This is a genomic window from Lysobacter capsici, assembly GCF_014779555.2.
GTDB lineage: Bacteria > Pseudomonadota > Gammaproteobacteria > Xanthomonadales > Xanthomonadaceae > Lysobacter > Lysobacter capsici.
In genome coordinates this window covers 5,063,514-5,086,794 of record NZ_CP094357.1, presented here as the reverse complement: position 1 = coordinate 5,086,794, position 23,281 = coordinate 5,063,514, and the positions used below count along the sequence as shown (strand labels likewise).

The following is a 23,281-nucleotide window of genomic DNA, read 5'->3' as shown; positions in this document are numbered from 1 at the left end:
CCGCTCCTACAGGTAGGCCATGCAAGTTCGGCTTGAGCTTAAAGCCGCGCAGTTCATCCAGCGCTGCGAAGCCACTATCTCGCGAGAACAACAGCACACCCGAAGGGCGGCGCACATGGATGTGCGCCGTGCGCCACCGGGACAGGATGTCCCGTGTGGCGCATGCCTGCGTCTGCACCGCACGCGCGGGCACTTGATCCACAAAAAGGCATTTTTCTTTGGTTACCTTTCTTTTGTTGCTTTAGACAAAAGAAAGTAACCCGACCGCTTGCGGGCGGAAGCTGTTGATCCTGCCTTCGGTTTAAAAGTCTAAAAACTTTATAAAAGTCACAAAACTCTAAGCCAGGTCATAACACGAACGAACCCACACTGCCGCGAACCTCAGTGCGCGTGCGCGTCACCGCGATGCTTCAAGTAATTAGCCGCAAACGGATCAAGCTCCATATCCCCAAGATCCGCATAATCGGTCTCGCGATAATCGGAAGTCGCGGTAAACGCCCCATCACCACCGACCCGATCGAGCTTAAGCAACCGCAGCTCATACGCCCCAGCCCCGCCAGCCGAAGCCTTACCCTTGCCGGCGCGATAGTACGCAGGCAACCCATCGGCCTCGATCCACTCCAGCGCAATCGCCTGCCCCTCGGCGCTTTCCCCGCGATACCGCAAAGCAACGCCGCCAAAGGCCTTGACCTCGCCATGGCGTTGCAGCCGCGCGCGCAATTCCGGATTGATCGGACTGGCCAACTGCTCCCACCGCGGCATCTCACCGATAGTGCGCAGATCGCCAGGCGACCACGAAACGCTGCGCTGCTCCTTCGCGAACAACTCCAGACGCGCGATGCCATCGGGCGTCTTGCGCCAGACTTCGACCGGCTCGCCCTGCATGCGATATTCGATGCGATCGGCCGAGCGCACCAACACCAGACGGCGTTCGCCGCGTGCATCGCGGACCTGATACTCGGCGACCAATACCGGCGCCGACGCCGCATTCGCGGCGGCCGGTCCATCGCCGCGATCGCCGGCCAGTCCGGCGATCGCGCCCGCTTCAGGCCGAACCGTATCGCCGGCCCAGGACGGGCCGGCGAACGCGAGCGAAACGGCGACGCACCACGTCGCCGTACCCAGAAAAACCCGGCCGCGCATTACAGCGAAGCCGACTGCTTCGCCATGCCAGCGCGCAGGTCGTCTTCCATCAGCGGCGCGGGAATCGCCGAACGGGCGCGGCCCTGGCCGCACTGGCCCAGCAAGGTGCACAGGAAGATGCTGGTGTTGCGCTGCGACTGCGCCATCACGTGGAAGATCGTGTTCTGCTCGACCACGCCCTGGAACGCATGCGCGCCGGGGCCGCGGGCGTAGATGGCGACGTCTTCGGCGGCGTGGGTTTCGTCGCCCAGCGGCACGGTGGCTTCCTGCAGGTAATCCGGATGCGCGGTGTCGATCGCGGTCAGGTCCGGGCGCGCGTTCGGGCCGCGGTAGCCGGGGCCGTTGACGTAGCCGAGCGTGGTGTAGGGCTTGCCGTTCTTGTCGAGCGCGAGCTGGCCGTTGGTGACGACCTTGCCGAGGATGTCGTTGCCGCGATCGGGATAGCCGGCGACGGTGAAGGTGTGGCTGTGGTCGGCGGTGACGATGATCAGGGTGTCGCGCTCGGAGGTTTTCTCCAGCGCCTTGCGCACCGCGTCCGACAGCGCGATGGCGTCGGTCAGCGCGCGGCTGGCGTTGCCGGCGTGGTGGGCGTGATCGACGCGGCCGCCTTCGACCATCAGGAAGTAACCCTTGCGGCTGCTGTTTTCCAGCACGTCGATGGCTTTGGCGGTCATCTCGGCGAGGCTGGGTTCCTTGCCGGCGTCCTTGCCGCGATCCTGTTCGTATTCCATGTGCGAGCGTTCGAACAGGCCGAGCAGGTGGCGGGTGCGGCGCGGGTCGATCGCATCGAACTGAGCCTTGTTCCACACGTACGACGAACCCGGGCGCGCGGCCCATTCGGTCGGCAGGTTGCGGCCGTCCTTGCGGCGGCCGGAGGCGCCGGCGTCTTCCGGGTCGCTCACGGTCGCGGGCAGGAAGTAGCTGCGGCCGCCGCCGAGCGCGACTTCCAGGCCGTCGCCGTAGGGGAATTCGATCAGCTGGCGGGCGATGTCCTTGCAGCCGTTGGTCTTGGCTTCGGCGGACAGTTCGGCGTCGCTTTCCCAGTCGCGGTTCGGCGTGTGCGCGTAGGTCGCGGCCGGGGTCGCATGAGTGATGCGCGCGGTGCTGACGATGCCGGTGGCCAGGCCGAGCGCTTCGGACAGTTCGAGCATGCTGACCACGCCCTGGCCGCGCGCGGAGGCGCAATCGCCGTATTTGGCTTTCTGGGTGACGCTGAGCACGCCCTGGTTGGTCTTGATGCCGGTGACCATCGCGGTCATGGTCGGCGCCGAGTCGGGGGTCTGGCCGTCGACCGAATAGGTCTTGGACAGGCTCACGTACGGCAGGCGTTCGAACGACAGCGAATTCTCTTCGCCGCTGCCGCCCTTGAGCTGGCCTTCGCGGATGCGCGCGGCGGCGATGGTGGAAATGCCCATGCCGTCGCCGACGAACAGGATGACGTTCTTGGCTTTGCCCGGGCTCGGGCGCAGGTTGGCGCCGTCGCGCGCGGTCTGCGCGCCTTCCTCGAACCAGCGCTGCGCGCTCTCGGCGCGCGGCGGCGCCTTGCGCGCGGCTTGCCTGGGCGCGGCGAAGGCGTCGGTGGACAGCAGGGGCAGGGCGACGAGCGCGGTGAGGACGGCCGCGCCGAGGACGGTGGCGGCGAAAGAATGCGGAATCTGGCGCATGCGGGGCTCGGGTAAATCAGGGGAGGCTGCACTGTGCCGAGCGTGCGTTGCATGCAAATGACGAGGTGACCCCGATCGGCCGAAAAGCGGGCATGGATCGCGTTTGCGGGGTTCGGCCATGACCGGCGCCGCTGTTCAGCTTGCGCCGCGCCCATCGTTACGCCGCAATGGGGCCGCTGTCGCTATTATCGGCGGGTTCCGGCAGGAACACTGGCGCATTGCCAGACAAGGCTTGGAAGCCCCGCCGCCGCTCACGGCGCCGCGGGACGACACAGCAGTCCATGGAATTCGAATCGGGAGGTTGCGTGAAACTTGTTCACAGTCTGAGTGCGTTGGCGTTGTGCGCCGTCATGGCCGCATGCAATTCCGGCAATGCCGCGTCCGAAGCGGCCGCGGCCACCGCCGCGCCGGCGCCCGCCGCCACCGCGCCGGCCGAGGCCGCGCCTGCATCCACGCCCGCGCCCGACGCGAACGCGCAAGCCGCCGCGATGCCGGCTGCTGCGCCGAGCGCCGCGCCGGCTGCCGCGGATTCGGCGACGATCGTCAAGAACACCGAAGCGGCGCTGAGCAAGGGCATGGCCTACGGCGATTTCCGCAAGGCCGTGCTGGCGCAGGGCTGGCAGCCGCTGGTCGATCCGAAGTGCAAGGCCAACGTGGTCGGCGGCAAATACGAAAAAATCTGCGCGGCCGATCCGGGCCTGTGCCAGATCTGCGAGGACCTTCCCGAACTCAACTCGTGCAGCGGCGACGCGCATTGCCTGGTGCAGTTCACCCATGCCGGCGTGACCGGCGTGCTGCAGGCCACCGGTTACGGCGAGGCGCAGTACTGGAAGGACAGCGGCAAGGATTCGGGTTTCAAGGTCACCGGTTGGGAACTGGCCGCCAAGGCCGACTGATCGCCGCCGATCGCGGGCCGTCGCCGGCCGCGAACAGCGTTAACAGGAAGCATCGGGGTGCATGCGCGTGAGCGGCAAAGAGGACGCCGCCGCGCATGCACCGATTCATACGACAGGAAAAGGAGATTCTCATGAGCAACAATCCATTGCTGGAACTGATGTACCGCGGCGAGTCCGGCGCGGCCGGCTACAACGCATACAACCGCGGCACCTACACCGACGACGCGGGCAAGGAGCGCATCCGCGGTCCCAACGGCCCGATCGATTTCTCGCAGATGACGCTGGGCCAGGTCATGGACCGGCAGGCGCTGCCTAACGGCAACGACGATCGCGTGTTCGCGGTCGGCAAGTACCAGATCATTCCGCAGACGATGCGCGGCGCGGTGGCCGAGATGGGCCTGGACCGCAATCAGCCGTTCACCCCGGCCCTGCAGGACAAGGTGTTCTCCGAATACCTGATCGTCGACAAACGCCCTGAAGTCGCCGACTACATCACCGGCAAGCCCGGCGCGACCCTGGCCGAGGCGCAGCACGGTCTGTCCAAGGAATGGGCGAGCTTCGGCGATCCGAACAAGAACGGCGCCAGCCACTACGGCGGCGCGAACCACGCCAGCATCACCCTGCAGCAGTCGGCCGACGCGCTCAATCAGATGCGCACCGAGTACAAGGCCAATATCGACAAGGGCCTGTCGCCGGCCGATGCGTGGAAGGCGACCACCGGCGACGATCCGAACCGCACCTTGCCCGCCTCGATCACCAGCCCGGGTTCCTCGCAGCGCGCGCCGCGCGACGCGATGGCCGACGGCGTGCTCAAGCCCGACGAGCGCGGTCCGGCGGTGACCTCGCTGCAGGAACAGTTGAACAAGGCCGGTTTCCGCGACGCGCAGGGCAACGAGCTCAAGCCCGACGGCCACTATGGCAAGCACACCAAGGAAGCGGTCGAAGCCTTCCAGCGCGCCAACAATCTGGAAGTCGACGGCAAGGCCGGTCCCAAGACCCTGGAGGCGCTGAAGAACGCGCAACCGGCCGGGCCGCAGACCGAGAAACCGGCCGAGAAGCCCGGCGAGGTGCAACTGTCCAATCCGGCGCATCCGGACCACGCGATGTACAAGCAGGCCGTCGCGGGTCTGGAGAAGCTCGGACCGCAGGCCGGCTTCAAGGACCACGCCGCGCTCGAGCGCGCGGCCGGGACGATGACCTACGAGGCGCGGGTCAGCGGCATGACCAAGATCGACCACGTCGTGCCTAACGCCAGCGGCACCGGCCTGTTCGCGGTGCAGGGCGAACTGCGCGATCCGGCCAGCCAGCGCGTGGTGGTGGACAAGGCGCAGGCCAGCAGCCAGAGCATCGAGCAGTCGACCCAGCAGCTCAAGCAGGACGCGCCGACGCAGAACCAGACCCAGGAACCGGCGCAGGAACGTCAGCAGCCCAAGACGATGATGGCGTAAGCCCATCGCGATCGCGGTCCGCCCCATGCACGGGGCGGACCGTTGTGGCATCGCCCGCGTTGTAGATGCACGCCCTTTACGACGATGACCGCGCAGATTCCCGACAAGTTTCGTAACGATTGCCGCGCGGTATATTCGCGGCGCTGCTCTCGTATCGCGTCTTCGCCGATTGTCATCTGATCTCGCGTTCGGTTACCACGCAGCGCATCGACGAGGCGCATCGACCAGGAAATCTCCGCGCCGTTGCGAACGCACGCGATTGCCGTCGCATTTCCGATGGCTCGCGAGCCGCGTCGTCCGCACAGCCCCCCGCATGTCCCGATTCGTTCCCGGATTGTTCCTGGATCGGATACGCCGCGATGGCTAAGGTAAATCGGGCAGGACGTGCATCCCGGCCAGCGCAGTGCGCACCGGGCCGTCGATCCGGGCAAGGCCACGCCGCGACCGTCGCTGTCCTCCCTGTGGGCGGTGACGGTTCGCGGCGCGGTTTCTTTGCCGCGCGCGCGGCCACGCGACGACGGTCGCCGCGCCGTCGACGCCTCATGCGCTTCCGGCGGCAGACGCTCGAAGTCTTCCTCGCCGCCATGGATGCGCCCCGCCGCCCAGTGACGGCACGGTCGAAGGGCTTTGAAAATCCCGGCCGGATCGGCACCATCGCCGATGACCGATCAATCTTCGCAACCCGGGCTCGCAACGATGGATCCACTCAGGCTGGTGGCAGGCAATTCGCGTGGCTTGTACCTGCTGATGCTGGTCGGCGCATTGGCGTTCGTCGTCGCCGGCGTGGTCATCGTCCGCCACGAGCCAGGCGCCAATGGCTTGATCGGCTGGTCGTCGATCCTGTTCTTCGGCGGCTGCGCGCTGGTCTTCGTATGGCAGTTGCTCGATAGCCGCCCGCGCATCGTCCTCGACCAGCGCGGCGTGTTCGACCGCACCTTGGGCATCGGCGTGATCCCCTGGCGCGACATCATCGGCGCCGAGTTGAAATCGATGCAGCGCAACCACTTCATCTGCCTGGAACTGCGCAACCCCGAGCATTGGATCGGCAAACTGTCGCCGACCCAGCGCAAGCTGGTGGCGCTGAACCAGCGCATGGGATACTCCGCGCTCAACGTCAATCTGTCGGGCGTGGCGGCCGATCCGCATCAGGTGCTGGAATTCATCGTCAAGATGGCGGCGCTGCGCGCGCGCGATTGACGGCGCGCCGCGGCTCCGCGGCTCGTCCGGCCCGGCGCATCGCCGCTTTTCGAAAGGATTCGTTCATGCGTGTGGCCTTGCTCGAAGACGTGCTCGCCGTGGTCAGCGCCCGCATCGGCGTGGCGGTGTACGACTTCGATTTCGAGCTGTATTTCCGCTGTCGCCATCCGACCTTCTTCGACGAAGGCATGCCTTGCGTGTTGCGGGTCGGCGCGGTCGAGGATTATTACGCGCAGTATCAGGCCATGCGCGACTGGGGGCTGCAGCCGGTCAACACGCCCGAGCAGCACGAACGCGCCAGCGAACTGGCGGTGTGGTATCCGCTGTTGACCGACATGACGCCGCGCACGCGGATATTCGAATCACTGCCCGACGCGACGCAGATCGAGCGTGAATTCGATTGGCCGATTTTCCTCAAGGGATCGCGCCAGACCAGCAAGCACAACGCCAAGTTGTCGGTGATCGGCGATCGCGAACATTACGCGTGGGCCAGCGAACACTATCGCCGCGATCCGGTCCTGCACTGGCAGCGGCCGGTGGTGCGCGAGTTCGTACCGTTGCAGGCGGTGGCCGGCGGCATCGCCGGCAAGGTGCCCGCGTCGATGGAGTTCCGCAGTTTTTGGTGGCACGGCGCGTGCGTGGGTTGGGGCCGCTACTGGTATCAGGCGGCCCAGTACGCCTGCGACGACATCGACGACGGCCTGGCGCTGGCCGCCGAAGCGGCGCGCAGGCTGCAGGTGCCGTTCCTGGTGGTCGATATCGCCAGGACCGCCGACGGCCGCTGGATAGTGATCGAGTGCAACGACGCGCAGGAATCGGGCTATGCCGCGGCCGCGCCGCGCGCGATCTGGTCGGCGATCATCGAATCCATGCAAGCGGGCGCGGCGTGATTCGTGGCCTGTCCATTTGTCTGGGCTGCATCGCCGCGGTCTGCCTGAGCGGCTGCGGCGCATTCGATTCGCGGGTGGAGTGGGCGTCCGGACCTTACGAGGTGTTGTGGATCGACGAACCGGCCGACGCGCATCTGGCTTATCGCCTGACGACGACCGCCAGCGCGCCGGTCGTGAATGCCTGCGTATCGGCGGTCGCCGAGAACGCGGACTACATCGCGGTCAGGCAGCGCCTGCGGGTGGTGGGCGCCGTCGAGCGTTTCGTGATCTTGCCCAAGCGACGCTACCAACCGATGGCCGATACGGCTTCGATTGTCATCGGGCCGTTGTCTGCCGCACAGTACGCGCAGGCGGCGTCGCGCTTGGCATTGCCGGCGCTGACGCCGGTGGGCGTGCCGGATGTCTGCAATGGCGCGTCGCGTCTGTACGGTGGGCTCTAACCAATCGATACGGACCTGCGTGGTTTCGAACGACCTATGTCAAACCAATTGATTCAAACTCATGGTTCAAACGACGCGACCTGGATCGCTTGAACTCATCCCATCCGACTCAACCCGACCGCATTCGCCATGACCGACACCACCCGCGCGCACCACATGAAAGCCAAATACATGCTGGCGAGCAGCGCGTTGCAGGACCCGGTGTGGTTCGTCAACACCTTCGCCGCCGACAGCGGCGAGGAAGCCTTGCGAAAGTTTTGGCGCTTGCTCGGCGAGGACCTGCCGGCCGAGGATCGGGTCGAGGCCGAAGGCCTGCAGGTCGATCGCGTGCGTTTGGGCGCCGATGGGCCGAAGCTGCTCGTGCTGACCTTGCCGGCGCCGCGCAAGCGCAACGAGGCCTATTACCTGGCCGCGGCCTTGTTGCCGGGGAAACTGCGGTTCTTCTGCCTGGAATCTTCGGTGTCGGCGACCGATGGTTCGGCGATGACGGTGCTTGCCGAACTCGCGCCGGAGGGCCGTTACAACTGGGGGCCGGGCAGCGCCGCGGAGATTCGCGATTTCGTCGAGTCGCTGGGCGCGCTGTTGAGCGATGCGGATGCGCGGCCGTTGTCGTTCGTCGAGATGCAGCTCGCCTGAGCGGCGATGGCTGACGATGCCGTTGCGATGTCGGCGGCACGTCGGTATCGCCGACGTGCCGCCGATTGCTGCGCTGGGTTCGCTCAGTACCGCAGGCTTTCATTGTCGCTGGGTGCTGCCGGCGGTTCGTGCGGTGCCTTGATGAACTAGCAAAAGCGCGCGGCGACGGCTCATCGCCTCGTCGTGGTCGGCGCGGTAGTGGAAGATGCGTTGCGGCCGGCGCGTTGCGCGCCGGTGCGGTGTGGGCTGCTCAGCGCTTGGTGGTCTGGGCCAATGCGCGCGAGCCGGCCAGGATGATCCGGATCATCGTGCTCATTTCTTCGATCAGTTCCGGATCGCGCGCGCGCGGCATGTCCATCGCGCTGGCGCCCATCGCGAACACCAGGCGGGTGATCGAGCGCGCGACCACGGCCGGTTCGTACAGCGGCATCTGGTCCTGCGCGGCCAGCCGGATCAGGTCGACGCGCAGTTCCTCCTCGAAGAACGACAGTTCGCGATCGACCGCGCGCTTGAACGCGTCCGAGCCGACCGTGCCTTCGCGCAACAACACGTGCAGCAGTTTGTCGTCGGCGCGTAACTGTTCCATGAAAGCCTCGAGCGAGCTGCGCACGATGCTGCGCCGGGTCGCGGCGCGATGGCGCGCCTCGCCGACGATCTTGCGCAGGGATTGCCCGGCCAGATCGATCAGCGCGACCGCGAGTTCGTCGGTGTCGCGGAACTGGCGGTAGAAGCTGTTGGGTGCGATGCCGGCTTCGCGCGCCACCTCGCGCAGGCTCAGGCTCGACACGCTGCGGTGCGGGCCGATCAGCTTGAGCGCGGCGGCGATCAGGTCTTCGCGCGAGATCGTCGCCTTGCGGCCCGGGTGGATGTCGACGTCGATGTCGGTGATGCGTTGGCTCACGAGTGGCTGGCGCTAAGACGGGCAGCCGACATCATACTCCCGTCCCAATATTAATATACGGTTGTGCACACATCTGTGCGGATATGTGTATAGTGCCCCCATGAACGCTGCCCTTCATCCCGCCAGCCACCGTCCGCGCAGCCGTCTGCGACGCCTGATCGCGCCGCTGGTTGTTCCGCAAGTCTTTGATTTCTGGGCCTCGCGCCTGCATCCGACCTGGAGCTGGGAGCGTCCGCTCGCCCGCATCGTCGGTCGCAGCGAGGCGTCGGCCGACGCAGTGACCCTGCTGCTGGCGCCGAACCGCAACTGGGCCGGTCGCCGTCACGAGCCCGCCCGCGCCGGCCAGCACCTGATGATCGGCGCCCGTATCGACGGCGCGCTGGTGTCGCGCAGCTACAGCCTGTCCGAGGCCGGGCGCGCCGACGGCCGCATCGCGATCACGGTCAAGGCGATCGAGGGCGGCAAGCTCAGCCGCCATCTGCACCGCGACGCGCGCGTCGGCGACGTGCTCGAACTCGGGCCTGCGTTCGGCGAAATGACCTTGCCCGCGCGCGTCGATGGCCGCTGGTTGTTCGTCGCAGCCGGCAGCGGCATCACCCCGTTGATGGCGATGACCCGGCAACTCGCCGCGCAGGGCATGCCGGTGCCGCTGACCCTGCTGTACTGGGCGCGTCGCCGCGAAGAACTGTGTTTCGTCGAGGAACTGCGCGCGATCGCCGCGGCGCATCCGAATTTCCGCGTGCGCTTCCTGCTGACGCGGCAGGAGCCGCGCGCCGCCGACGAAGACGCCGGCCGCATCGATGCCTCGCTGCTGGATGCGCACATCGACGATCTCGCCGCGCGTCAGGTCTATGCCTGCGGCCCCGGCGGTTTCGTCGCCAACGCGCGCGGCCTGATCGAAGCGCGCGCGCAAGCGTTCGCGGCCGAGGCGTTCACGCCGCCGCCGCGCGCGGTCGAAGACACCGGCACGGTCGCGGTCACCCTCGCGCGCAGCGGCCGCACCCTGGAACTGGCGCGCGGCGAATCGCTGCTCACCGCGCTGGAAGCGCAGGGCCTGAAGTTGAATTCCGGTTGCCGCATGGGCCTGTGCAACACCTGCTCCTGCGGCAAATCCTCGGGCGCCACCCGTCATCTGCACACCGGCGACGTGCATGCCGAACCGGTGTCCTCGCTGCGTCTGTGCGTGAACAGCGCGACCAGCGACCTCGTCCTCGACCTGTGATCCGCCCATGACCGCATCCAAACGCAATCGCGCGCTGACCCCGACCGAACTCGACCGCTTCGGCGCCGAACTCGATGCGCTGCGCGCGCGCACTGTCGCCCAGATCGGCCGGGTCGACGCCGACTACATCCGCCGCGTGGTCGCGGTGGTGCGCTACACCGGTTTGCTCGGCCGCTTGCTGCTGATGGTCGGCGCGATCGGCGGCGCGTTCGTGGCCTGGCTGTTCTGGCCCGGCGTGATCCTCGGCACCGCGCTGCTGGCGCTGTCGAAGATCCTGGAGAACATGGAGGTCGGCCACAACGTCATGCACGGCCAGTACGACTGGATGCGCGACCCGCATCTGGACGGCAAGACCTACGAATGGGACATCGTCGCCACCGGCGACAACTGGCGCAAAACCCACAACTACATGCACCACACCTGGACCAACGTGCGCGGCATGGACGACGACATCGGCTACGGCCTGCTGCGTCTGTTCCCGGAGCAGCGCTGGCGCCCGTTCTATCTGCTGCAGCCGTTCATCGCGGTGGTGTTCGCGCTGTTGTTCGAGTGGGGCGTGGCGATCCAGGAACTGCGCGTGGGCCGCTGGTTCACCGGCAAGACCAAGCACCGCGCGATGTGGCGCAAGTTCGTGCCGGTCGGCCGCAAGATGGGCAAGCAGATGCTCAAGGACTATGTGTTGTTTCCCGCGTTGGCCGGTCCGTTCTTCCTGCCGGTGCTGCTGGGCAACGTCGTCGCCAACGTGATCCGCAACCTGTGGACCTACACGGTGATCTTCTGCGGCCACTTCACCGCCGATGCGGAAGTGTTCCCGAAGGAATCGGTGCGCAACGAATCGCGCGGGCATTGGTATCTGCGTCAGCTGCGCGGTTCGGCCAACCTCAGCGGCGGCAAGTGGATGGATCTGATGACCGGCAACCTGAGCCATCAGATCGAGCATCACTTCTATCCCGATCTGCCGGCGCGTCGGTATGCGGCGATGGCGGTGGAGGTGCGCGAGATCTGCGGGCGCTATGGTCAGCATTACGACACCGGCTCGCTGCCGCGGCAGTTCGGGCAGGTGATGTGGCGGATTCTGCGGCATGCGTGGCCGAGCCGGCCGCGCGCGCGGCGGCCGTTGGTGCGGGCTGAGGCGGTTGAAGCTCAGGGTTGATGGGGCGGCGAGAGCAACAGCAAGAACAACAGCAACAGCAACAGCTCAAATCCCCCGCGTCCGCTGCGCGGACGCCGCCCCCTTTTTCTAAAGGGGGCAACAGCAAAGGCAGCTTCGGCTTGAGTGATCGCGCATTTCGGCGCGCACCGATCTACCCGTTGAGTTCCCCCCTTTGAAAAAGGGGGGCAGGGGGATTTGCTCTTGCTCCGCCGATTGCCATTGCTTAAGGCAAAGCTGAAACCGGCATCAAGCCGCCTGCTTGAACCCGAGCGCCTCTTCCAATCCGATCTCACCGGCAAACCCACCCGCGCTGACCGCGACCGTCTGCTGCTCGATCGCATGGGCGAAGATCACCGCCGGATCGGCTTCCAGCTTGTCGTACAGGCGTTGCAGGTTCGGATAGTCGCGGCGATCGATTACCGCGTGGTACTTGGTCCAGCGCGCGATGCCGATGAAGTAGGCATCGGCCAGGGTGCGATGCTCGCCGAGCAGCCATGGCTTGTCGCCCAGCATGCGTTCGAGTTGCGCATGCGCGCGCTCGACCTTGTCGCGCCCGTACGCGGTCAACGCGAGCTTCTCGTGCTCGTTGCTCTCGTGTTCGAGCAGATGCCACAGCGGCGCGAACGCGTTGAAGAAGGTGGTGTTGAGGAAGGCGAGCATGCGGTTGAGTTCGTCGAACCCGCGCGTGCCCTGGGCGAAGGCGATGCCGCTGGCGATGGCCTGCGCGCCGATGTGGTTGAGGATCGCCAGGCTTTCGGCCAGCGCGTCGCCGCGCGCGGTCAGCAAAGCCGGGGTTTCGCCGACCGGATTGATCGCGCGGTAGGCCGGGGTGTGGATCATCTGCGGCATGTCGACCCGCGCCAGCCGGTAGGGCAGGCCGGACCATTCCAGCGCGACGATGGAGCCGAACGAACAGCCGGAGGGGACGCCGTAGTAGAGGATCGCAGACATCGGAATTCCTTGAGTGATGGGGATGGAAGGGGCGGCGCCGGGCGAGATCGCGCTCGCTTGCAGGCACGCTGTCCCGGTGCCGATCACTGTAGGTATGTGGACTTGGTCCGAGTAGTCGGCGGAAAGTGGACGCAAAGTCTGCCTGTGTGTACTTTGCACCGATGCTCAACCTCAACGATCTGGTCCTGTTCGCCGCCGCGGTCGAACACGGTGGTTTCGCCGCGGCCTCGCGCCGGCTCGGCGTGCCCAAGTCCACGCTGAGCAAACGCGTGGCCGCGCTCGAGGACGATCTGGGCGTGCGCCTGATCCATCGCACCTCACGCAGCTTCACCCTGACCGACACCGGCCGCGATTTCTACGAACACGCGCGCGCCGCGCTGATCGAAACCGAAGCGGCGGAGAACAGCGTGCGCCGCCGTGTCGCCGAGCCCAGCGGCAAGGTCCGCATCAGCTGCGGCGTGCCGACCGCCCAGGACTATCTGGCCGAGCATCTGCCGGTGTTGGCGCGCAAGTATCCGCGCATGCATGTGCAGGTCGATGTCAGCGATCGCCGGGTCGATCTGGTCCAGGAGGGCTACGACATCGCGGTGCGCAGCCATTTCGCGCCGCTGCCGGATTCGGGATTGATCCAGCGCCAGGCCCTGGCCGAGGACATCGTGCTGGTGGCCGCGCCGATGTATCTGGCCGAATACGGTCTGCCGAGCGGGCCGCTGGAGCTGAGCGAACACGATGCCTTGTTGACCGGGCAAGCCGGCGGCGAGGCGTGGCAGCTGACCCGGTCCGACGGCGCGCAGATGCAGGTCGAACCGCGCGCGCGCATGACCGCGAACGAAGGCCGGGTGCTGCGCGCGAGCGCCGTCGCCGGCCTGGGCATCACCGTGCTGCCCGAACGCATGTGCCGCGCCGAGCTCGGCAACGGCCAACTGCTGCGCGTGTTGCCCGAATGGACCGCCGGCCGCGTGACCACGACGCTGCTGGTGCCGCATCGGCGCGGTCAGTTGCCGAGCGTGCGCGCGACGGTGGAATTCCTGCTCGATTGTTTCGCGCGTCCTTGAACGGCGGCGTCGCGTGCCTCATCGGGCTTCGAATAATCAGTCGGCGTCTTCGATCGCGGCCTCGGTAACGATCAGCAACACCGTGCTGGTGGAATCCAGTCCATGCAGCTCGCGCCGCGCGCGATCGTCGGCCGCGTGCAGCAACCCGGCCACGCCGGCCGCGCCCGACGGCGTGCTGCGCGGGCCGCCGCATTCCAGCAGCTCGCGTGGCGCACGCCGCAAGGCCGGCTCATCGACACTCAGTGCCTGCGCGCGATGCCACAGCAACAAGGCCAGCGCCGAGGCCGAGGCGAGCCCGCACGACAGCATCTGCGCCGCGGTGTCCAATTCGCCGTCGATCTGCACCGGCTTGCCGCGCGCCAACGCGCGCGCGACGCAGGCCGCGGCTTCGGGTTCGACCACGATCAACCGCCCCGACGCCTGCGCCTGCGCATGCAGGCCGTCGGCGAGCGCGGCGGCCAATCCGCCGACCCCGGCCTGCACGAACAGATGGCTGACGCGGGTCGCCGCGCATGCGCGCAACTGCGGCGCGAGTTCGCGCGCGATCAGGCCGTAACCGGCCATCACGTCGATCACCGCCGGATCGGTGGCATCGTCGCTGGTGTCGGCGATCAACCAGCCGTCGCCGCGCGCCGCCACATCGCGCGCGGCGAGGACCGCGTCGTCGTAACTGCCGGCCACCGCCACCACCTCGCCGCCGAGCGCTCGAATACGCGCCGCGCGCACCGACCCGACCGCCTCGGGCAGGAACACAGTAGCGACCACGCCCGCGTGTTGCGCCGCGGCGGCCACCGCCAGGCCGTGGTTGCCGTCGCTCGCGCAGATCAGGCGCAGTGGCGTGGGCCATGCGCGGCAACGATGGCGAAGTTCATCCAGCGACTGCGCGCCGGTGATCCGCGCCAACCCGCGCAAGCCGGCGACCATGCCGCCGAGCGCCTTGAAATTGCCCAGCGGCCGTTCGTTCTCGGCCTTGACCAACACGCGCGCGACACCGGCGCGGCGCGCGAGCGCGGGCAGTTCGATCAATCGGGTGGGTCGGTAGTCCGGCCACAGCCGGGTCGGGTCGCTCAGCCAGTGTTCGCTCATGCCGCCAGTGTGGGCGGCGGCGCGCGCGACTTGGCGGCGAAATCGGCGGCCGCGCGCGGGATTTCGGCGCATTCGTGCTTGCGCTCGCGGCCGGCCCGCGCACTCGCGCGCGGCTCAGTCGTCCTCGTCGAGCGACACCGGAATGGTCAGCCCCCGCTTGACCAGGCTCAGCGCGACATTGGTGGTGAAGCGGCGGATGTTCGGATTCTCGCCGACCATGCGGATCATCAGCGCGTCGAAGTCCTCGGTGTCCGGCGCGGTCACCACCAACACGAAATCGGCCTCGCCGGTGACATAGAACACCTGTTGCACCTGATCGTGCGCGCTCAGCCAACGGCGCAGTTGCGCGAGCAGTTCCGGCCGTTCGCGCTCGACCTGCAGCGAGACGACGAAGAAGGTCGGCTTGCCGACTTGCTTGGGATCGACGACCGCGGTTTCGCGCACGATCACCCCGGCCTCGCGCATGCGCCGCAGCCGTCGCTGGATCGCCGAGGGCGACAGCGCGACCTGTTCGGCGAGGCGGTCGGCGGTCTGGCCGGCGTCCTCCTGCACCAGGTTCAGCAATTGACGGTCGAATCGGTCGAGTTTCATGGCCGCATCTTAGAGCGCGAACGCGCCGGAAAACCGCGCGGGCGGGTATCGGTTCGCGGCGAAAGCGCGCGCCCGCGCCGTTAGCCTTTTCGCCTCATCGAGAGGTCATTGCATGGATTTCCCCGCGCTTTGCCAACATATCGACCGCGCCTGGCAGGACGACATCCTGCCGGCGCTGCGCGATTACATCGCCATACCCTGCCAATCGCCGGCGTTCGATCCCGATTGGGCCGACAACGGCCATATGGAGAGCGCGGTCGAGTTGATGACGCAGTGGGCGCGTCAGCAGCTCGCCGAGATGGCCGGCGCCACGGTCGAGGTGCTGCGCCTGCCCGGGCGCACGCCGCTGTTGTTCATCGACGTGCCCGGCGAAGCCGGCCCGCCGAGCTTGATCTACGGTCACCTCGACAAACAGCCGCCGATGCCGGGTTGGGCGCCGGGGCGCGCGGCCTGGACGCCGGTGCTCGAAGGCGAGCGTCTGTACGGACGCGGCGGCGCCGACGACGGCTACGCGATCTTCGCCGCGATCGCCGCGCTGCGCGCCCTGCGCGATCAAGGGCTGGTGCATCCGCGCTGCCTGATCGTGATCGAGGCCAGCGAGGAGTCGGGCAGTGTCGATCTGCCGGCGTACATCGAACTGCTGGCGCCGCGGCTCGGCGAGCCGCGCCTGATCGTCGCGCTCGACGCGGGCTGCGGCAATTACGATCAGCTGTGGACCACGACCTCGCTGCGCGGCCAGGTCGCCGGGACCCTGAGCGTGCGGGTGCTCGACGAAGGCGTGCATTCGGGCGATGCGTCGGGGATCGTTCCGTCGAGTTTCCGCATCGCCCGGCACTTGTTGTCGCGGCTGGAAGATCCGATCAGCGGCGAAGTGATCGCCGACTTCAAGGTCGAGATTCCCGCGGCGCGGCGCGAACAGGCCGGGCTGGCCGCGAACGCGCTCGGCGACGAACTAGTGCGTGGGTTTCCGTTTCATGCCGACACCCGTCCGGTCGAGGAAGCGCTCGGCGAACTCGCGCTCAATCGTGCCTGGCGCGCGCAGCTGGCGATCACCGGCATCGACGGACTGCCGGCGGTGGCCGATGCGGCGGCGGTGATGCAGCCGCATACCGCGCTCAAGCTGAGCCTGCGTTTGCCGCCAACGCTGGACCCGAAGATCGCATCGCAACGATTGAAGGCGTTGCTCGAAGCCGACCCGCCGTATCGCAGCCAGGTCGGATTTACGGTCGATTCGATCAGCCAAGGCTGGCATGCGCCGGCGGTCGCGCCATGGTTGGCCGACAGCCTGCAACGCGCGTCGCGCGACGCGTTCGGCCGCGACGGCGCCTTGATCGGCGGCGGTGGCGGCATTCCGTTTCTGGCCATGCTCGGCGAGCGTTTTCCGCGGGCGCAGTTCGTGGTCACCGGCGTGCTCGGGCCGCAATCCAATGCGCACGGGCCGAACGAGTTCCTGCACCTGCCGACCGCGCGCCGGATCACCGCGGCGCTGGCGCGGCTGCTGCACGATGCCCGCGGCGATGCCGATCCGCGATGACGTTCGTGCTTTGATCCTCATCTGCTTCTCAGGAACTTGACCATGCAACTGCTCTATCAAACCCACTCGCCGTACGCGCGCAAGGTGCTGGTGTTCGCGCACGAGGCCGGGCTGGCTGATCGGATCGAGGTGGTGCACCACGAAACCAGCCCGACCCTGCGCAACGACGCGGTGTACGCGCAGAACCCGCTCGGCAAGGTGCCGGTGTTGATTCGTCCCGGACGGTCGGCATTGTTCGACTCCGACATCATCTGCGCCTACCTCGACACCTTGCACGACCGCGCGCCGCTGATTCCGCGCGACGGCGAGGCGCGCTGGCAGGCCTTGCGCCTGCAGGCGATCGCGCAGGGCTTGGCCGATGCCGGGATCAAGGTGCGCTGGGAAACCGTGCGCCGTCCCGAGGCCTTGCGCTACGACGCCTTGCGCGAGGCGTATACGCTCAAGCTGATCGAGAGCTACGACTGGCTCGAGCGCGAACTCGATGCGGACGCGCCGCTGCACGTGGGTCATATCGCCATCGCCACCGCGCTGAGCTGGTTGGCGTTTCGCGAACTGCCGGATTTCCGCGAGGGCCGGCCGAAACTCAGCGGCTGGTTCGATGCGTTCGAGCGGCGCGATTCGATGCGGGCCACGCCGTTGTCGGGCGAGACCCACGATTGAACCAGCGCGGTCGCGCCCAGGCCGCTGAGCAGAAGTGCTCGCAATTACATGTGTTTCGGTTTGTCGCTGTTGGATCGCTGATGAAGTGCCGCGCGCGATTTAAGCGAGCGAAAAAAACCGTAGGCTGGAACCTGCAGCCGCTTCAATCGCGGCCGTCTGCCAGCACGGTCGTCGAAGTCGACGTCGACGCCGTAGGAATAACCACGGGGTCGGTATGCGCCAAGGACCGCTCGGGCGGCCCGAACAGCTGGCCCAGCATGCCGCGCAGACCGCGCGCGCGCCAGGCGTCGCCGAACATCGCAATCCATTCGTGGAAGGTCAGCTTGATCGGATTGTGGCTGTGGATCTGGCCGATGATGCCGTACTCGCACGGCACCGCCTCGTCTTCCTCGACATAGGTGCCGAACAATTTGTCCCAGACGATCAGCACGCCGGCGTAGTTGCGGTCGATGTATTTCGCGTTGCGCGCGTGATGCACGCGGTGGTGCGAGGGCGTGTTGAACACCTTTTCCAGCCAGCCGAGTTTGCCGACCGCCTGGGTGTGCACGAAGAACTGGAACGCCAGGTTGATCGCGACCACCGCCACGATGTGCTTGGGTTCGAAGCCGATCCACGCCAGCGGCAGCCAGAACAGCCACATGCCGGAAATCGGATAGGTCAGGCTCTGCCGGAACGCGGTCGACAGGTTGAGCCGCTCGGAGGAATGGTGGGTGACGTGCGAGGCCCACATCCAGCGGATGCGATGGCTGGCGCGATGGAACCAGTAGTAGAAGAAATCCTGGGCAAGGAACAGGCCGGCGATGGTCCAGGCCGAGGCGGGCAATTCGAACAAGCGATGTGCGTAGACCGCGTAGTACAGCCCGATCACGATCAGCCAGGCGATCGCGTCGCTGGCCTGGTGCATCAACGCCAGCGCCGCGTTCGACAAGGTGTCGCGCAGGCTGTACTGATCGGGCCGGCGCTTGCGCCAATACCAGGCTTCCAGCGCGATCAACAGCAGGAACACCGGCGCCAGCGCCATCAGGATCCACTCTTCCATCAGCGCCGCTCCTCGCGCCACGCGGTTTCCAGCGATTGCGCCATGCGCTCCAGGCAACGCCGCATCGCCGCGCGCATGCAGCCTTGCAGCAGCGGCGCGGCCAATGGCCAGGCCAGGAACGAGGTGAGTTCGAATCGGTAGGTCCACACCACGTGGGTGACGTTCGCGATCCGCGTATCGTCGGCGTCGGGTTCGGCGTGAAAGCGCCAGTCGGCCTGGCCCTCGCGCGCCAGCCACGACAGCGGCGCGCGGAAGCCGTCGAGCACGTAGGCGTGATGATGCGGCGGCTGCCAGGCGGTGATGCGTTCGCGCAGCTTGGATCCGTCGCGGTTCTCCAGCGCGCGCAGGCTGCCGAGCGCGGGCGGCGACAGCGGGGTGATGCGCTTGAGCCCGGGGATCGGGCCGTAGCCGTCGAACAGGGTCGGGAACCGTTCGTGGTCCAGCGCCAGCGCGAACACCGCCTCGGGCGCGGCGGCGATGCTGCGTTCGGCGGTGAGGGTCAGGTGCATGAGCGGAGTCTAGGAGGGCGGTTCGGGGCTGTCCACACGCGGGCGTATGTTTTGCTTGGGGGTTGGCCTTTGTGGATGGTTTGGGCTGCGATGTTGGGGGTGCCCGATGCTGCTGTGGTCCGTGAAACGGGCGTTGGCCCTGCCCGAAGCCTTTGAGGTCTTTGAGTAGGAGATTCGGTGACCTTCTATTCACCCATCAAGATCAAATGCTGAGAGCTTCCGCCGCTGAAACGGCGGGTTACTTTCTTTTGTCTAAAGCAACAAAAGTCCGCCTGGATTCCCTTCGGTCAAAAGGTAACCAAAGAAAAATGCTTTTCTTTGAATCAAAGGCCCGCAAGATCGATGCTGACGCGGGCACGCGCCACACGGGACATCCTTGTCCCGGTGGCGCGCGACGCGCATCCCTGCGCGTCGCCCTTCGGGTGTGCATTTGCTAACGCGAGTTACAAGCTTCGCAGCGCTAGTGGCGCACTGGACCTCAGGCTCAAGCAGAAGCTGCATGGCCTACCTGTAGGAGCGGCGCGAGCCGCGACCGCGAGACTGCAAAGACAAGGCTACTTTCGAACTTGCCGCACTACCTGGTTGAGCGAACCAGGATGCAACGACCTCATTGCAGATCGCGCAGCAACTCCCCGGTTCGGCCCGCCATATCCAGCTCGATCGCACACCGGTCGCCCGCGCGCGAATACACCGTGCCGTGACTGATCCATTTGGGCCACTCGCCGTTCTGCAACGGAATCAGCATCGGGCAACCTTTGATCGTGGCCACGCGCAGCTTTCTTTCAGCGCGCTCGGCGGATGCCGGTTGCAACAGCAGCCAATCGCCCGATCGCCGCCAGGTGCCCTGCACGATCATCTGGTTGGGACACATGTCGCACCACGACCGATGAACATAGCGGCCGGAATCGAGCAAGCGCAGGTCTCCGCCGGCCAGCAAGCCCATCGACCAGTTTTGTCCCGGCTGCATGTAAGGGCTGGCCTGCAGGACGAAAACAGGGGCGGCGACGAAGACCGCCAGAATCAAGGCCAATGCGGAGAACGTGATCGCCCTGGATGCGAACATCGGCCTGCTCCTGAGTGAACCGGGCCATTGGGGCCGTAGAGGTACTGGATCGAACGGTAGCGCATCCGCCGCGGCTGCGACCACTGGCGCGACGGATGCCGCCCCGTCGTCAGCGCGCCAACCAGCCCTCGACCAACGGCAGCGTCGTTCGCACCGCCGTGCCAGCAACGGCGCGTACACGACCGGCCCGTGGTGAATGCACGGACGGCGAGACGCCGAGCATCGACAACTCGCCGCCTGGGCCCGATGCCCTCATCAATTCACCTGGCAGTCGAAGCTGAGCGTGGTGCTCTGCCCCGCGCCGAGCGTGCCGAGCGCGATGCCGGCGCTCAGGTCGGCGACGGTGAAGCTGCCCGCGGGCACGCCATTGCCGGTGATCGTTACCGCATTGCCGGGCGGGCAGGTCAGCCCGGCGACGGGCGTGTCGCGCACGATCGAACCGGTGACCTGGCCAGGTCCGTTATTGGTCGCGACCAGCGTATAGGTGGTCGTGGCGCCCGATGCCACCGTGTCGTTGACCTGATCGCGCGGCCCCGCGGCGAAGGTGTTGGTCTTGGTGATCGACAGATCCACCACCACCAGGGTGTTGGTGTAGGTGCAGGTGGTCGCCGCGGTACTGGCGGTGATCGTCAGCGTCCGGCCGGTCGCGCCGCTGGCCAGCGGGCTGCCGCCGGTGCAGGCCAGCGCGGTGGTGTAACTGGCGGCGGTCGCGCCGCCGCCGAAGGTTTCCGCCGGCAACGTCAGCACGTCGCCCGCGAACACGGTCACGGCCGGGCCGGCGCTGTTGGTCGGAGCGGTCGCGTTGAAGGTCGGGTTGGCGCTGCCGCCGGTGGTCGTCGCGCTGGCGGTGTGGCCATTGGTGCTGTTCGCGCTCCACACTTTGGCCAGGTTGATCTGCTGCGCTATGCGAGTGTTGGTGTAGGTGCACACGGCCGCGTTGCCGCTGGTGATGGTCAGCGTGTTGGCGGCCTGTCCGTTGGTTCCGGACAGGGTATGGCCGCCGGTGCAGGCCAGTGTCGTGGTGTAGTTGCCCAGGCCGGTTCCGGTTTCCGCGGGCAGCGTGACGACATCGCCCAGGCGCACGTTCACCGGCGCGCCGCTGTTGGCCGCGGTCGGCGCGGTCGCGTCGAACGGCGCGGTGTTGTTGTTGCCGCCGGTGGTGGCGCCGATCGTCAAGGTATCGCCGGTTCTGCTGTTGGCGGCCCAGGCCTTCGCCAGTTGCAGGGTGGCCACGCGCGTATTGGTGTAGGTGCAGACGATGTTGGTGTCGGTCGCGGCGATGGCGATGCCGTCGTTGGGATTGGTGTCCGCGGCGCCGGTGCAGGCCAGGGCCGGGGCATAGCCGCCGACGTTGCCGGCGGCGAGGGTTTCGGCCAGGACGATGGTCTCGCCCGCGAACACATTGGCCGGCGTGGGATCGGTTTCGAGTTCGCCCGCGGCGTCGGCATTGCTGTTGAGCGTGTCGATCACGCTGCCGCCGCGCGAGGCGGTGATGACGGCGTCGTCGCCGACGGCCGCGCCGGTCCATTGCTTGCGCAGCGTCAGGGTCTGCGAGGTCAGGGTGACCGGGTAGTCCTCGACTTCGCCGCTGCTCGCCAGACCGACGGGACTGGCCACGTCGATGGCGGCCGAGGCGATGCGGAAGCGCGCATAGCTGGCGCCCGGGTTCAACCCGGCGACCGCCGGCATCGTCCAGGTCACCGCGGCGGCGGTGCCGTTGCAGGTGGCCGAGGCGGATGTTTCGCCGGCGTCGGTGAAATCGCCGTCGCGGTTGAAATCGATGAAGCCGCGCACGAAGGCGCCGTTGCCGGCGCAGGGCACCGACAGGTTGTGGCTGGCGCCCGGCGACAGCGCGATATTGGCCAGCGTGGCGAAGGCGTCTTCGTCGTCGGTGGCGGTCGGGGTGGTGAAGTTGCTGTCGTCGCCGGTCGCCGGAGCGCCGGCCAGAGAGACGTTCTCGATGTCGACCCGCGTGCCCAGCCGCACCGCCGGCTGGTTCAGCGTCGCCAGGATCATGGTGGTGTAGGTGGTGTTGCCGTTCGGCAGATTGCCGCCGTTCCAGGTGAAGTTCGGCAAGTGCTGAGGCTCGCCGTAACTCAGCGGCGCATCGCTGCGGTCGGCGACGAACACCATCACGCCCAGGGCCATGGCCGAACGCCCGTTGCCGCGCAGGGTCAGGGTCGCGCCGGTGGCGCCCTCCATGAAGGCGACGGCCATCGGACCGGCCGTGCACAGTGGGGTGCTGCCGTTGAGGGTCAGCGTCGTTGCGGTGATGTTGGCGGTGGCGTTGGTCGTGCAGCCGGGCGTGCGGAAGCGGTCGATGATGCGCCAGCTGGTCGCGGTCGGCGCATTGGCGGAAATCGATTCGTTCTGGCCGGTGCCGCCCGTAAGGGACTGCTCTGCGTCGGCGACCACCAGTCCCTCCAGCGGGAAAGGATTGCCTCCCAGCGTGGCGCCACAGGCGAACGTGGCCGTCGATACCTGGGTCTGGCCGAAATTCAGCAGGCCGTTGTACAAGGTATTGGCCGTGCCGACGCCGCCGATATTGTACAAGTCGTCGAGTCCGTCGCCCTGCCACAAGCCGGAGCGATAGGTGCGGAACTCGTTGTCGTCCACCCCCGACAGCGTGCAGGTCACCACCAGCGGCTGACCCGCCACGTTGTAGGTCTGCTGGCTGGTGATGGTCTGGTTGGCGGTGTTGTTGCCGATTTCCGCGCAGTTGTCCTGGCTGTTGAGACAGGTGCCGTTTCCCCAGCGAAACCAGATGATGTTGTTGCGATAGGTGCCCGAGCCCTGGGTCGCGAACTGCGCCTGCGCGGGCGGCGGCAAGGCCAGCCACAGCAGCGCCAGGGTCAGCGCCCACGGCCGCGGCCCGGTCGAACGCGGCAGCGGACGGGTTGAGTCCCGTCGCGACCGATGGGGCGTTATGGCGGTGGTGCTGGTCATCTGTCCTCCAGGACTGCGACATCGCCAGGGGCGATCGAAAAAGTGAGCGCCCCGGTTGCGGGAGCGTTGGTTTGAGTCGGGCCGGTGCCGCGACCGGTTGCGTGTACATGCCGCGGCGATGGGCGTTGTATCGATCCACGCATGGTCGGTGATCCGTTCGCTTGCTTGATCGTGTTCGCTGTCGTGCGTCCCGCCGCATCGGCGAACGTCGCATCGCGTTATTGCCGGGGAAGTCGACTCGCAGACGAACAGCGTGC

At 67.0% G+C, this 23,281-nt stretch carries 21 protein-coding genes; 11 read left to right on the top strand and 10 right to left on the bottom strand.

All coding sequences use genetic code 11. The annotated features are described in order from the left end of the window. Positions 1-381: 381 nt before the first annotated feature. Positions 382-1,143 carry a hypothetical protein gene (locus IEQ11_RS20955; RefSeq protein ID WP_191823750.1) on the bottom strand — a complete coding sequence of 254 codons (762 nt, stop codon included), beginning with the start codon at positions 1,141-1,143 and terminating at the stop codon, positions 382-384. Further along, positions 1,143-2,807, bottom strand: a complete 1,665-nt coding sequence (locus IEQ11_RS20950) for an alkaline phosphatase family protein (protein WP_082124501.1) — start codon at positions 2,805-2,807, stop codon at positions 1,143-1,145. Before IEQ11_RS20950 ends, IEQ11_RS20955 begins: the two co-directional genes overlap by 1 nt. Before the next feature lie 305 nt (positions 2,808-3,112). On the opposite strand from IEQ11_RS20950, the gene IEQ11_RS20945 reads away from it, so the two are divergent. The 6 genes from IEQ11_RS20945 (at position 3,113) to IEQ11_RS20920 (ending at position 8,314) form a co-directional block, all read left to right on the top strand. After that, entirely contained in the window at positions 3,113-3,703 is a 591-nt protein-coding gene (locus IEQ11_RS20945) for a hypothetical protein (protein WP_191823749.1), read from the top strand. A 131-nt stretch (positions 3,704-3,834) separates the two neighbouring features. Then, positions 3,835-5,151, top strand: coding sequence for a peptidoglycan-binding domain-containing protein (locus IEQ11_RS20940; protein ID WP_057922598.1), 1,317 nt, complete (start codon positions 3,835-3,837; stop codon positions 5,149-5,151). A gap of 696 nt (positions 5,152-5,847) precedes the next feature. Further along, the gene (locus IEQ11_RS20935; RefSeq protein ID WP_191823748.1) at positions 5,848-6,348 is read left to right on the top strand and encodes an STM3941 family protein; all 501 of its coding nucleotides are present in this window, start codon (positions 5,848-5,850) and stop codon (positions 6,346-6,348) included. Positions 6,349-6,413: 65 nt separating this feature from the next. Further along, entirely contained in the window at positions 6,414-7,238 is an 825-nt protein-coding gene (locus IEQ11_RS20930; protein ID WP_191823747.1) for an ATP-grasp domain-containing protein, read from the top strand. A 101-nt stretch (positions 7,239-7,339) separates the two neighbouring features. Further along, the gene (locus IEQ11_RS20925; protein ID WP_191823746.1) at positions 7,340-7,678 is read left to right on the top strand and encodes a hypothetical protein; all 339 of its coding nucleotides are present in this window, start codon (positions 7,340-7,342) and stop codon (positions 7,676-7,678) included. A 129-nt stretch (positions 7,679-7,807) separates the two neighbouring features. Then, on the top strand, positions 7,808-8,314 hold the full coding sequence (locus IEQ11_RS20920; protein ID WP_036106498.1) for a hypothetical protein: 507 nt from the start codon (positions 7,808-7,810) through the stop codon (positions 8,312-8,314). A 250-nt stretch (positions 8,315-8,564) separates the two neighbouring features. Here the strand turns inward: IEQ11_RS20920 and fabR are convergent, their stop codons facing one another. Then, positions 8,565-9,203, bottom strand: coding sequence for an HTH-type transcriptional repressor FabR (fabR, locus tag IEQ11_RS20915; RefSeq protein ID WP_036107004.1), 639 nt, complete (start codon positions 9,201-9,203; stop codon positions 8,565-8,567). 112 nt (positions 9,204-9,315) lie between these two features. Between fabR and IEQ11_RS20910 the strand changes: the two genes are divergently transcribed. Both IEQ11_RS20910 and IEQ11_RS20905 read left to right on the top strand, forming a co-directional pair. Beyond that, positions 9,316-10,437 carry a ferredoxin reductase gene (locus IEQ11_RS20910; RefSeq protein WP_191823745.1) on the top strand — a complete coding sequence of 374 codons (1,122 nt, stop codon included), beginning with the start codon at positions 9,316-9,318 and terminating at the stop codon, positions 10,435-10,437. Between the two features lie 7 nt (positions 10,438-10,444). Further along, entirely contained in the window at positions 10,445-11,590 is a 1,146-nt protein-coding gene (locus tag IEQ11_RS20905) for a fatty acid desaturase family protein (protein ID WP_191823744.1), read from the top strand. Between the two features lie 246 nt (positions 11,591-11,836). Here the strand turns inward: IEQ11_RS20905 and IEQ11_RS20900 are convergent, their stop codons facing one another. Further along, complete coding sequence (locus IEQ11_RS20900; protein ID WP_191823743.1) at positions 11,837-12,541, bottom strand: glutathione S-transferase family protein; 705 nt, start codon at positions 12,539-12,541, stop codon at positions 11,837-11,839. Between the two features lie 146 nt (positions 12,542-12,687). On the opposite strand from IEQ11_RS20900, the gene IEQ11_RS20895 reads away from it, so the two are divergent. Further along, the gene (locus tag IEQ11_RS20895) at positions 12,688-13,596 is read left to right on the top strand and encodes a LysR substrate-binding domain-containing protein (protein WP_247024633.1); all 909 of its coding nucleotides are present in this window, start codon (positions 12,688-12,690) and stop codon (positions 13,594-13,596) included. Positions 13,597-13,632: 36 nt separating this feature from the next. Here the strand turns inward: IEQ11_RS20895 and IEQ11_RS20890 are convergent, their stop codons facing one another. Beyond that, positions 13,633-14,682, bottom strand: a complete 1,050-nt coding sequence (locus IEQ11_RS20890; protein ID WP_191823742.1) for a pyridoxal-phosphate dependent enzyme — start codon at positions 14,680-14,682, stop codon at positions 13,633-13,635. A 114-nt stretch (positions 14,683-14,796) separates the two neighbouring features. Then, complete coding sequence (locus IEQ11_RS20885) at positions 14,797-15,273, bottom strand: Lrp/AsnC family transcriptional regulator (RefSeq protein WP_191823741.1); 477 nt, start codon at positions 15,271-15,273, stop codon at positions 14,797-14,799. 112 nt (positions 15,274-15,385) lie between these two features. Here IEQ11_RS20885 and IEQ11_RS20880 point away from each other — a divergent pair, with 112 nt between their 5' ends. Both IEQ11_RS20880 and IEQ11_RS20875 read left to right on the top strand, forming a co-directional pair. Further along, positions 15,386-16,807: a M20/M25/M40 family metallo-hydrolase gene (locus IEQ11_RS20880; RefSeq protein ID WP_191823740.1), complete on the top strand. Its 1,422-nt coding sequence runs from the start codon at positions 15,386-15,388 to the stop codon at positions 16,805-16,807. Positions 16,808-16,849: 42 nt separating this feature from the next. After that, on the top strand, positions 16,850-17,467 hold the full coding sequence (locus IEQ11_RS20875) for a glutathione S-transferase family protein (RefSeq protein ID WP_191823739.1): 618 nt from the start codon (positions 16,850-16,852) through the stop codon (positions 17,465-17,467). A 142-nt stretch (positions 17,468-17,609) separates the two neighbouring features. Here IEQ11_RS20875 and IEQ11_RS20870 read toward each other — a convergent pair whose 3' ends face one another. The 4 genes from IEQ11_RS20870 to IEQ11_RS20855 form a co-directional block, all read right to left on the bottom strand. Continuing rightward, the gene (locus IEQ11_RS20870) at positions 17,610-18,506 is read right to left on the bottom strand and encodes a sterol desaturase family protein (RefSeq protein WP_191823738.1); all 897 of its coding nucleotides are present in this window, start codon (positions 18,504-18,506) and stop codon (positions 17,610-17,612) included. Next, positions 18,506-19,015: an SRPBCC family protein gene (locus IEQ11_RS20865; RefSeq protein WP_191823737.1), complete on the bottom strand. Its 510-nt coding sequence runs from the start codon at positions 19,013-19,015 to the stop codon at positions 18,506-18,508. Before IEQ11_RS20865 ends, IEQ11_RS20870 begins: the two co-directional genes overlap by 1 nt. 607 nt (positions 19,016-19,622) lie before the next feature. Next, complete coding sequence (locus IEQ11_RS20860; RefSeq protein WP_191823794.1) at positions 19,623-20,078, bottom strand: hypothetical protein; 456 nt, start codon at positions 20,076-20,078, stop codon at positions 19,623-19,625. A gap of 255 nt (positions 20,079-20,333) precedes the next feature. Further along, a complete protein-coding gene (locus tag IEQ11_RS20855) occupies positions 20,334-23,024 on the bottom strand; it encodes a CshA/CshB family fibrillar adhesin-related protein (protein ID WP_191823795.1) in 2,691 nt (896 codons plus the stop codon). Between the last annotated feature and the right edge of the window lie 257 nt (positions 23,025-23,281).

Excerpts from the sequence above, each read along its gene's own strand:
- IEQ11_RS20890 (WP_191823742.1), bottom strand. The coding sequence starts at position 14,682 with ATGAGCGAACACTGGCTGAGCGACCCGACCCGGCTGTGGCCGGACTAC.
- IEQ11_RS20930 (WP_191823747.1), top strand. The coding sequence starts at position 6,414 with ATGCGTGTGGCCTTGCTCGAAGACGTGCTCGCCGTGGTCAGCGCCCGC.
- IEQ11_RS20920 (WP_036106498.1), top strand. The coding sequence starts at position 7,808 with ATGACCGACACCACCCGCGCGCACCACATGAAAGCCAAATACATGCTG.
- IEQ11_RS20880 (WP_191823740.1), top strand. The coding sequence starts at position 15,386 with ATGGATTTCCCCGCGCTTTGCCAACATATCGACCGCGCCTGGCAGGAC.
- IEQ11_RS20905 (WP_191823744.1), top strand. The coding sequence starts at position 10,445 with ATGACCGCATCCAAACGCAATCGCGCGCTGACCCCGACCGAACTCGAC.
- IEQ11_RS20860 (WP_191823794.1), bottom strand. The coding sequence starts at position 20,078 with ATGTTCGCATCCAGGGCGATCACGTTCTCCGCATTGGCCTTGATTCTG.
- IEQ11_RS20940 (WP_057922598.1), top strand. The coding sequence starts at position 3,835 with ATGAGCAACAATCCATTGCTGGAACTGATGTACCGCGGCGAGTCCGGC.
- IEQ11_RS20870 (WP_191823738.1), bottom strand. The coding sequence starts at position 18,506 with ATGGAAGAGTGGATCCTGATGGCGCTGGCGCCGGTGTTCCTGCTGTTG.
- IEQ11_RS20865 (WP_191823737.1), bottom strand. The coding sequence starts at position 19,015 with ATGCACCTGACCCTCACCGCCGAACGCAGCATCGCCGCCGCGCCCGAG.
- IEQ11_RS20900 (WP_191823743.1), bottom strand. The coding sequence starts at position 12,541 with ATGTCTGCGATCCTCTACTACGGCGTCCCCTCCGGCTGTTCGTTCGGC.
- IEQ11_RS20955 (WP_191823750.1), bottom strand. The coding sequence starts at position 1,143 with ATGCGCGGCCGGGTTTTTCTGGGTACGGCGACGTGGTGCGTCGCCGTT.
- IEQ11_RS20875 (WP_191823739.1), top strand. The coding sequence starts at position 16,850 with ATGCAACTGCTCTATCAAACCCACTCGCCGTACGCGCGCAAGGTGCTG.
- IEQ11_RS20885 (WP_191823741.1), bottom strand. The coding sequence starts at position 15,273 with ATGAAACTCGACCGATTCGACCGTCAATTGCTGAACCTGGTGCAGGAG.
- IEQ11_RS20950 (WP_082124501.1), bottom strand. The coding sequence starts at position 2,807 with ATGCGCCAGATTCCGCATTCTTTCGCCGCCACCGTCCTCGGCGCGGCC.
- IEQ11_RS20935 (WP_191823748.1), top strand. The coding sequence starts at position 5,848 with ATGGATCCACTCAGGCTGGTGGCAGGCAATTCGCGTGGCTTGTACCTG.
- IEQ11_RS20855 (WP_191823795.1), bottom strand. The coding sequence starts at position 23,024 with ATGACCAGCACCACCGCCATAACGCCCCATCGGTCGCGACGGGACTCA.
- IEQ11_RS20910 (WP_191823745.1), top strand. The coding sequence starts at position 9,316 with ATGAACGCTGCCCTTCATCCCGCCAGCCACCGTCCGCGCAGCCGTCTG.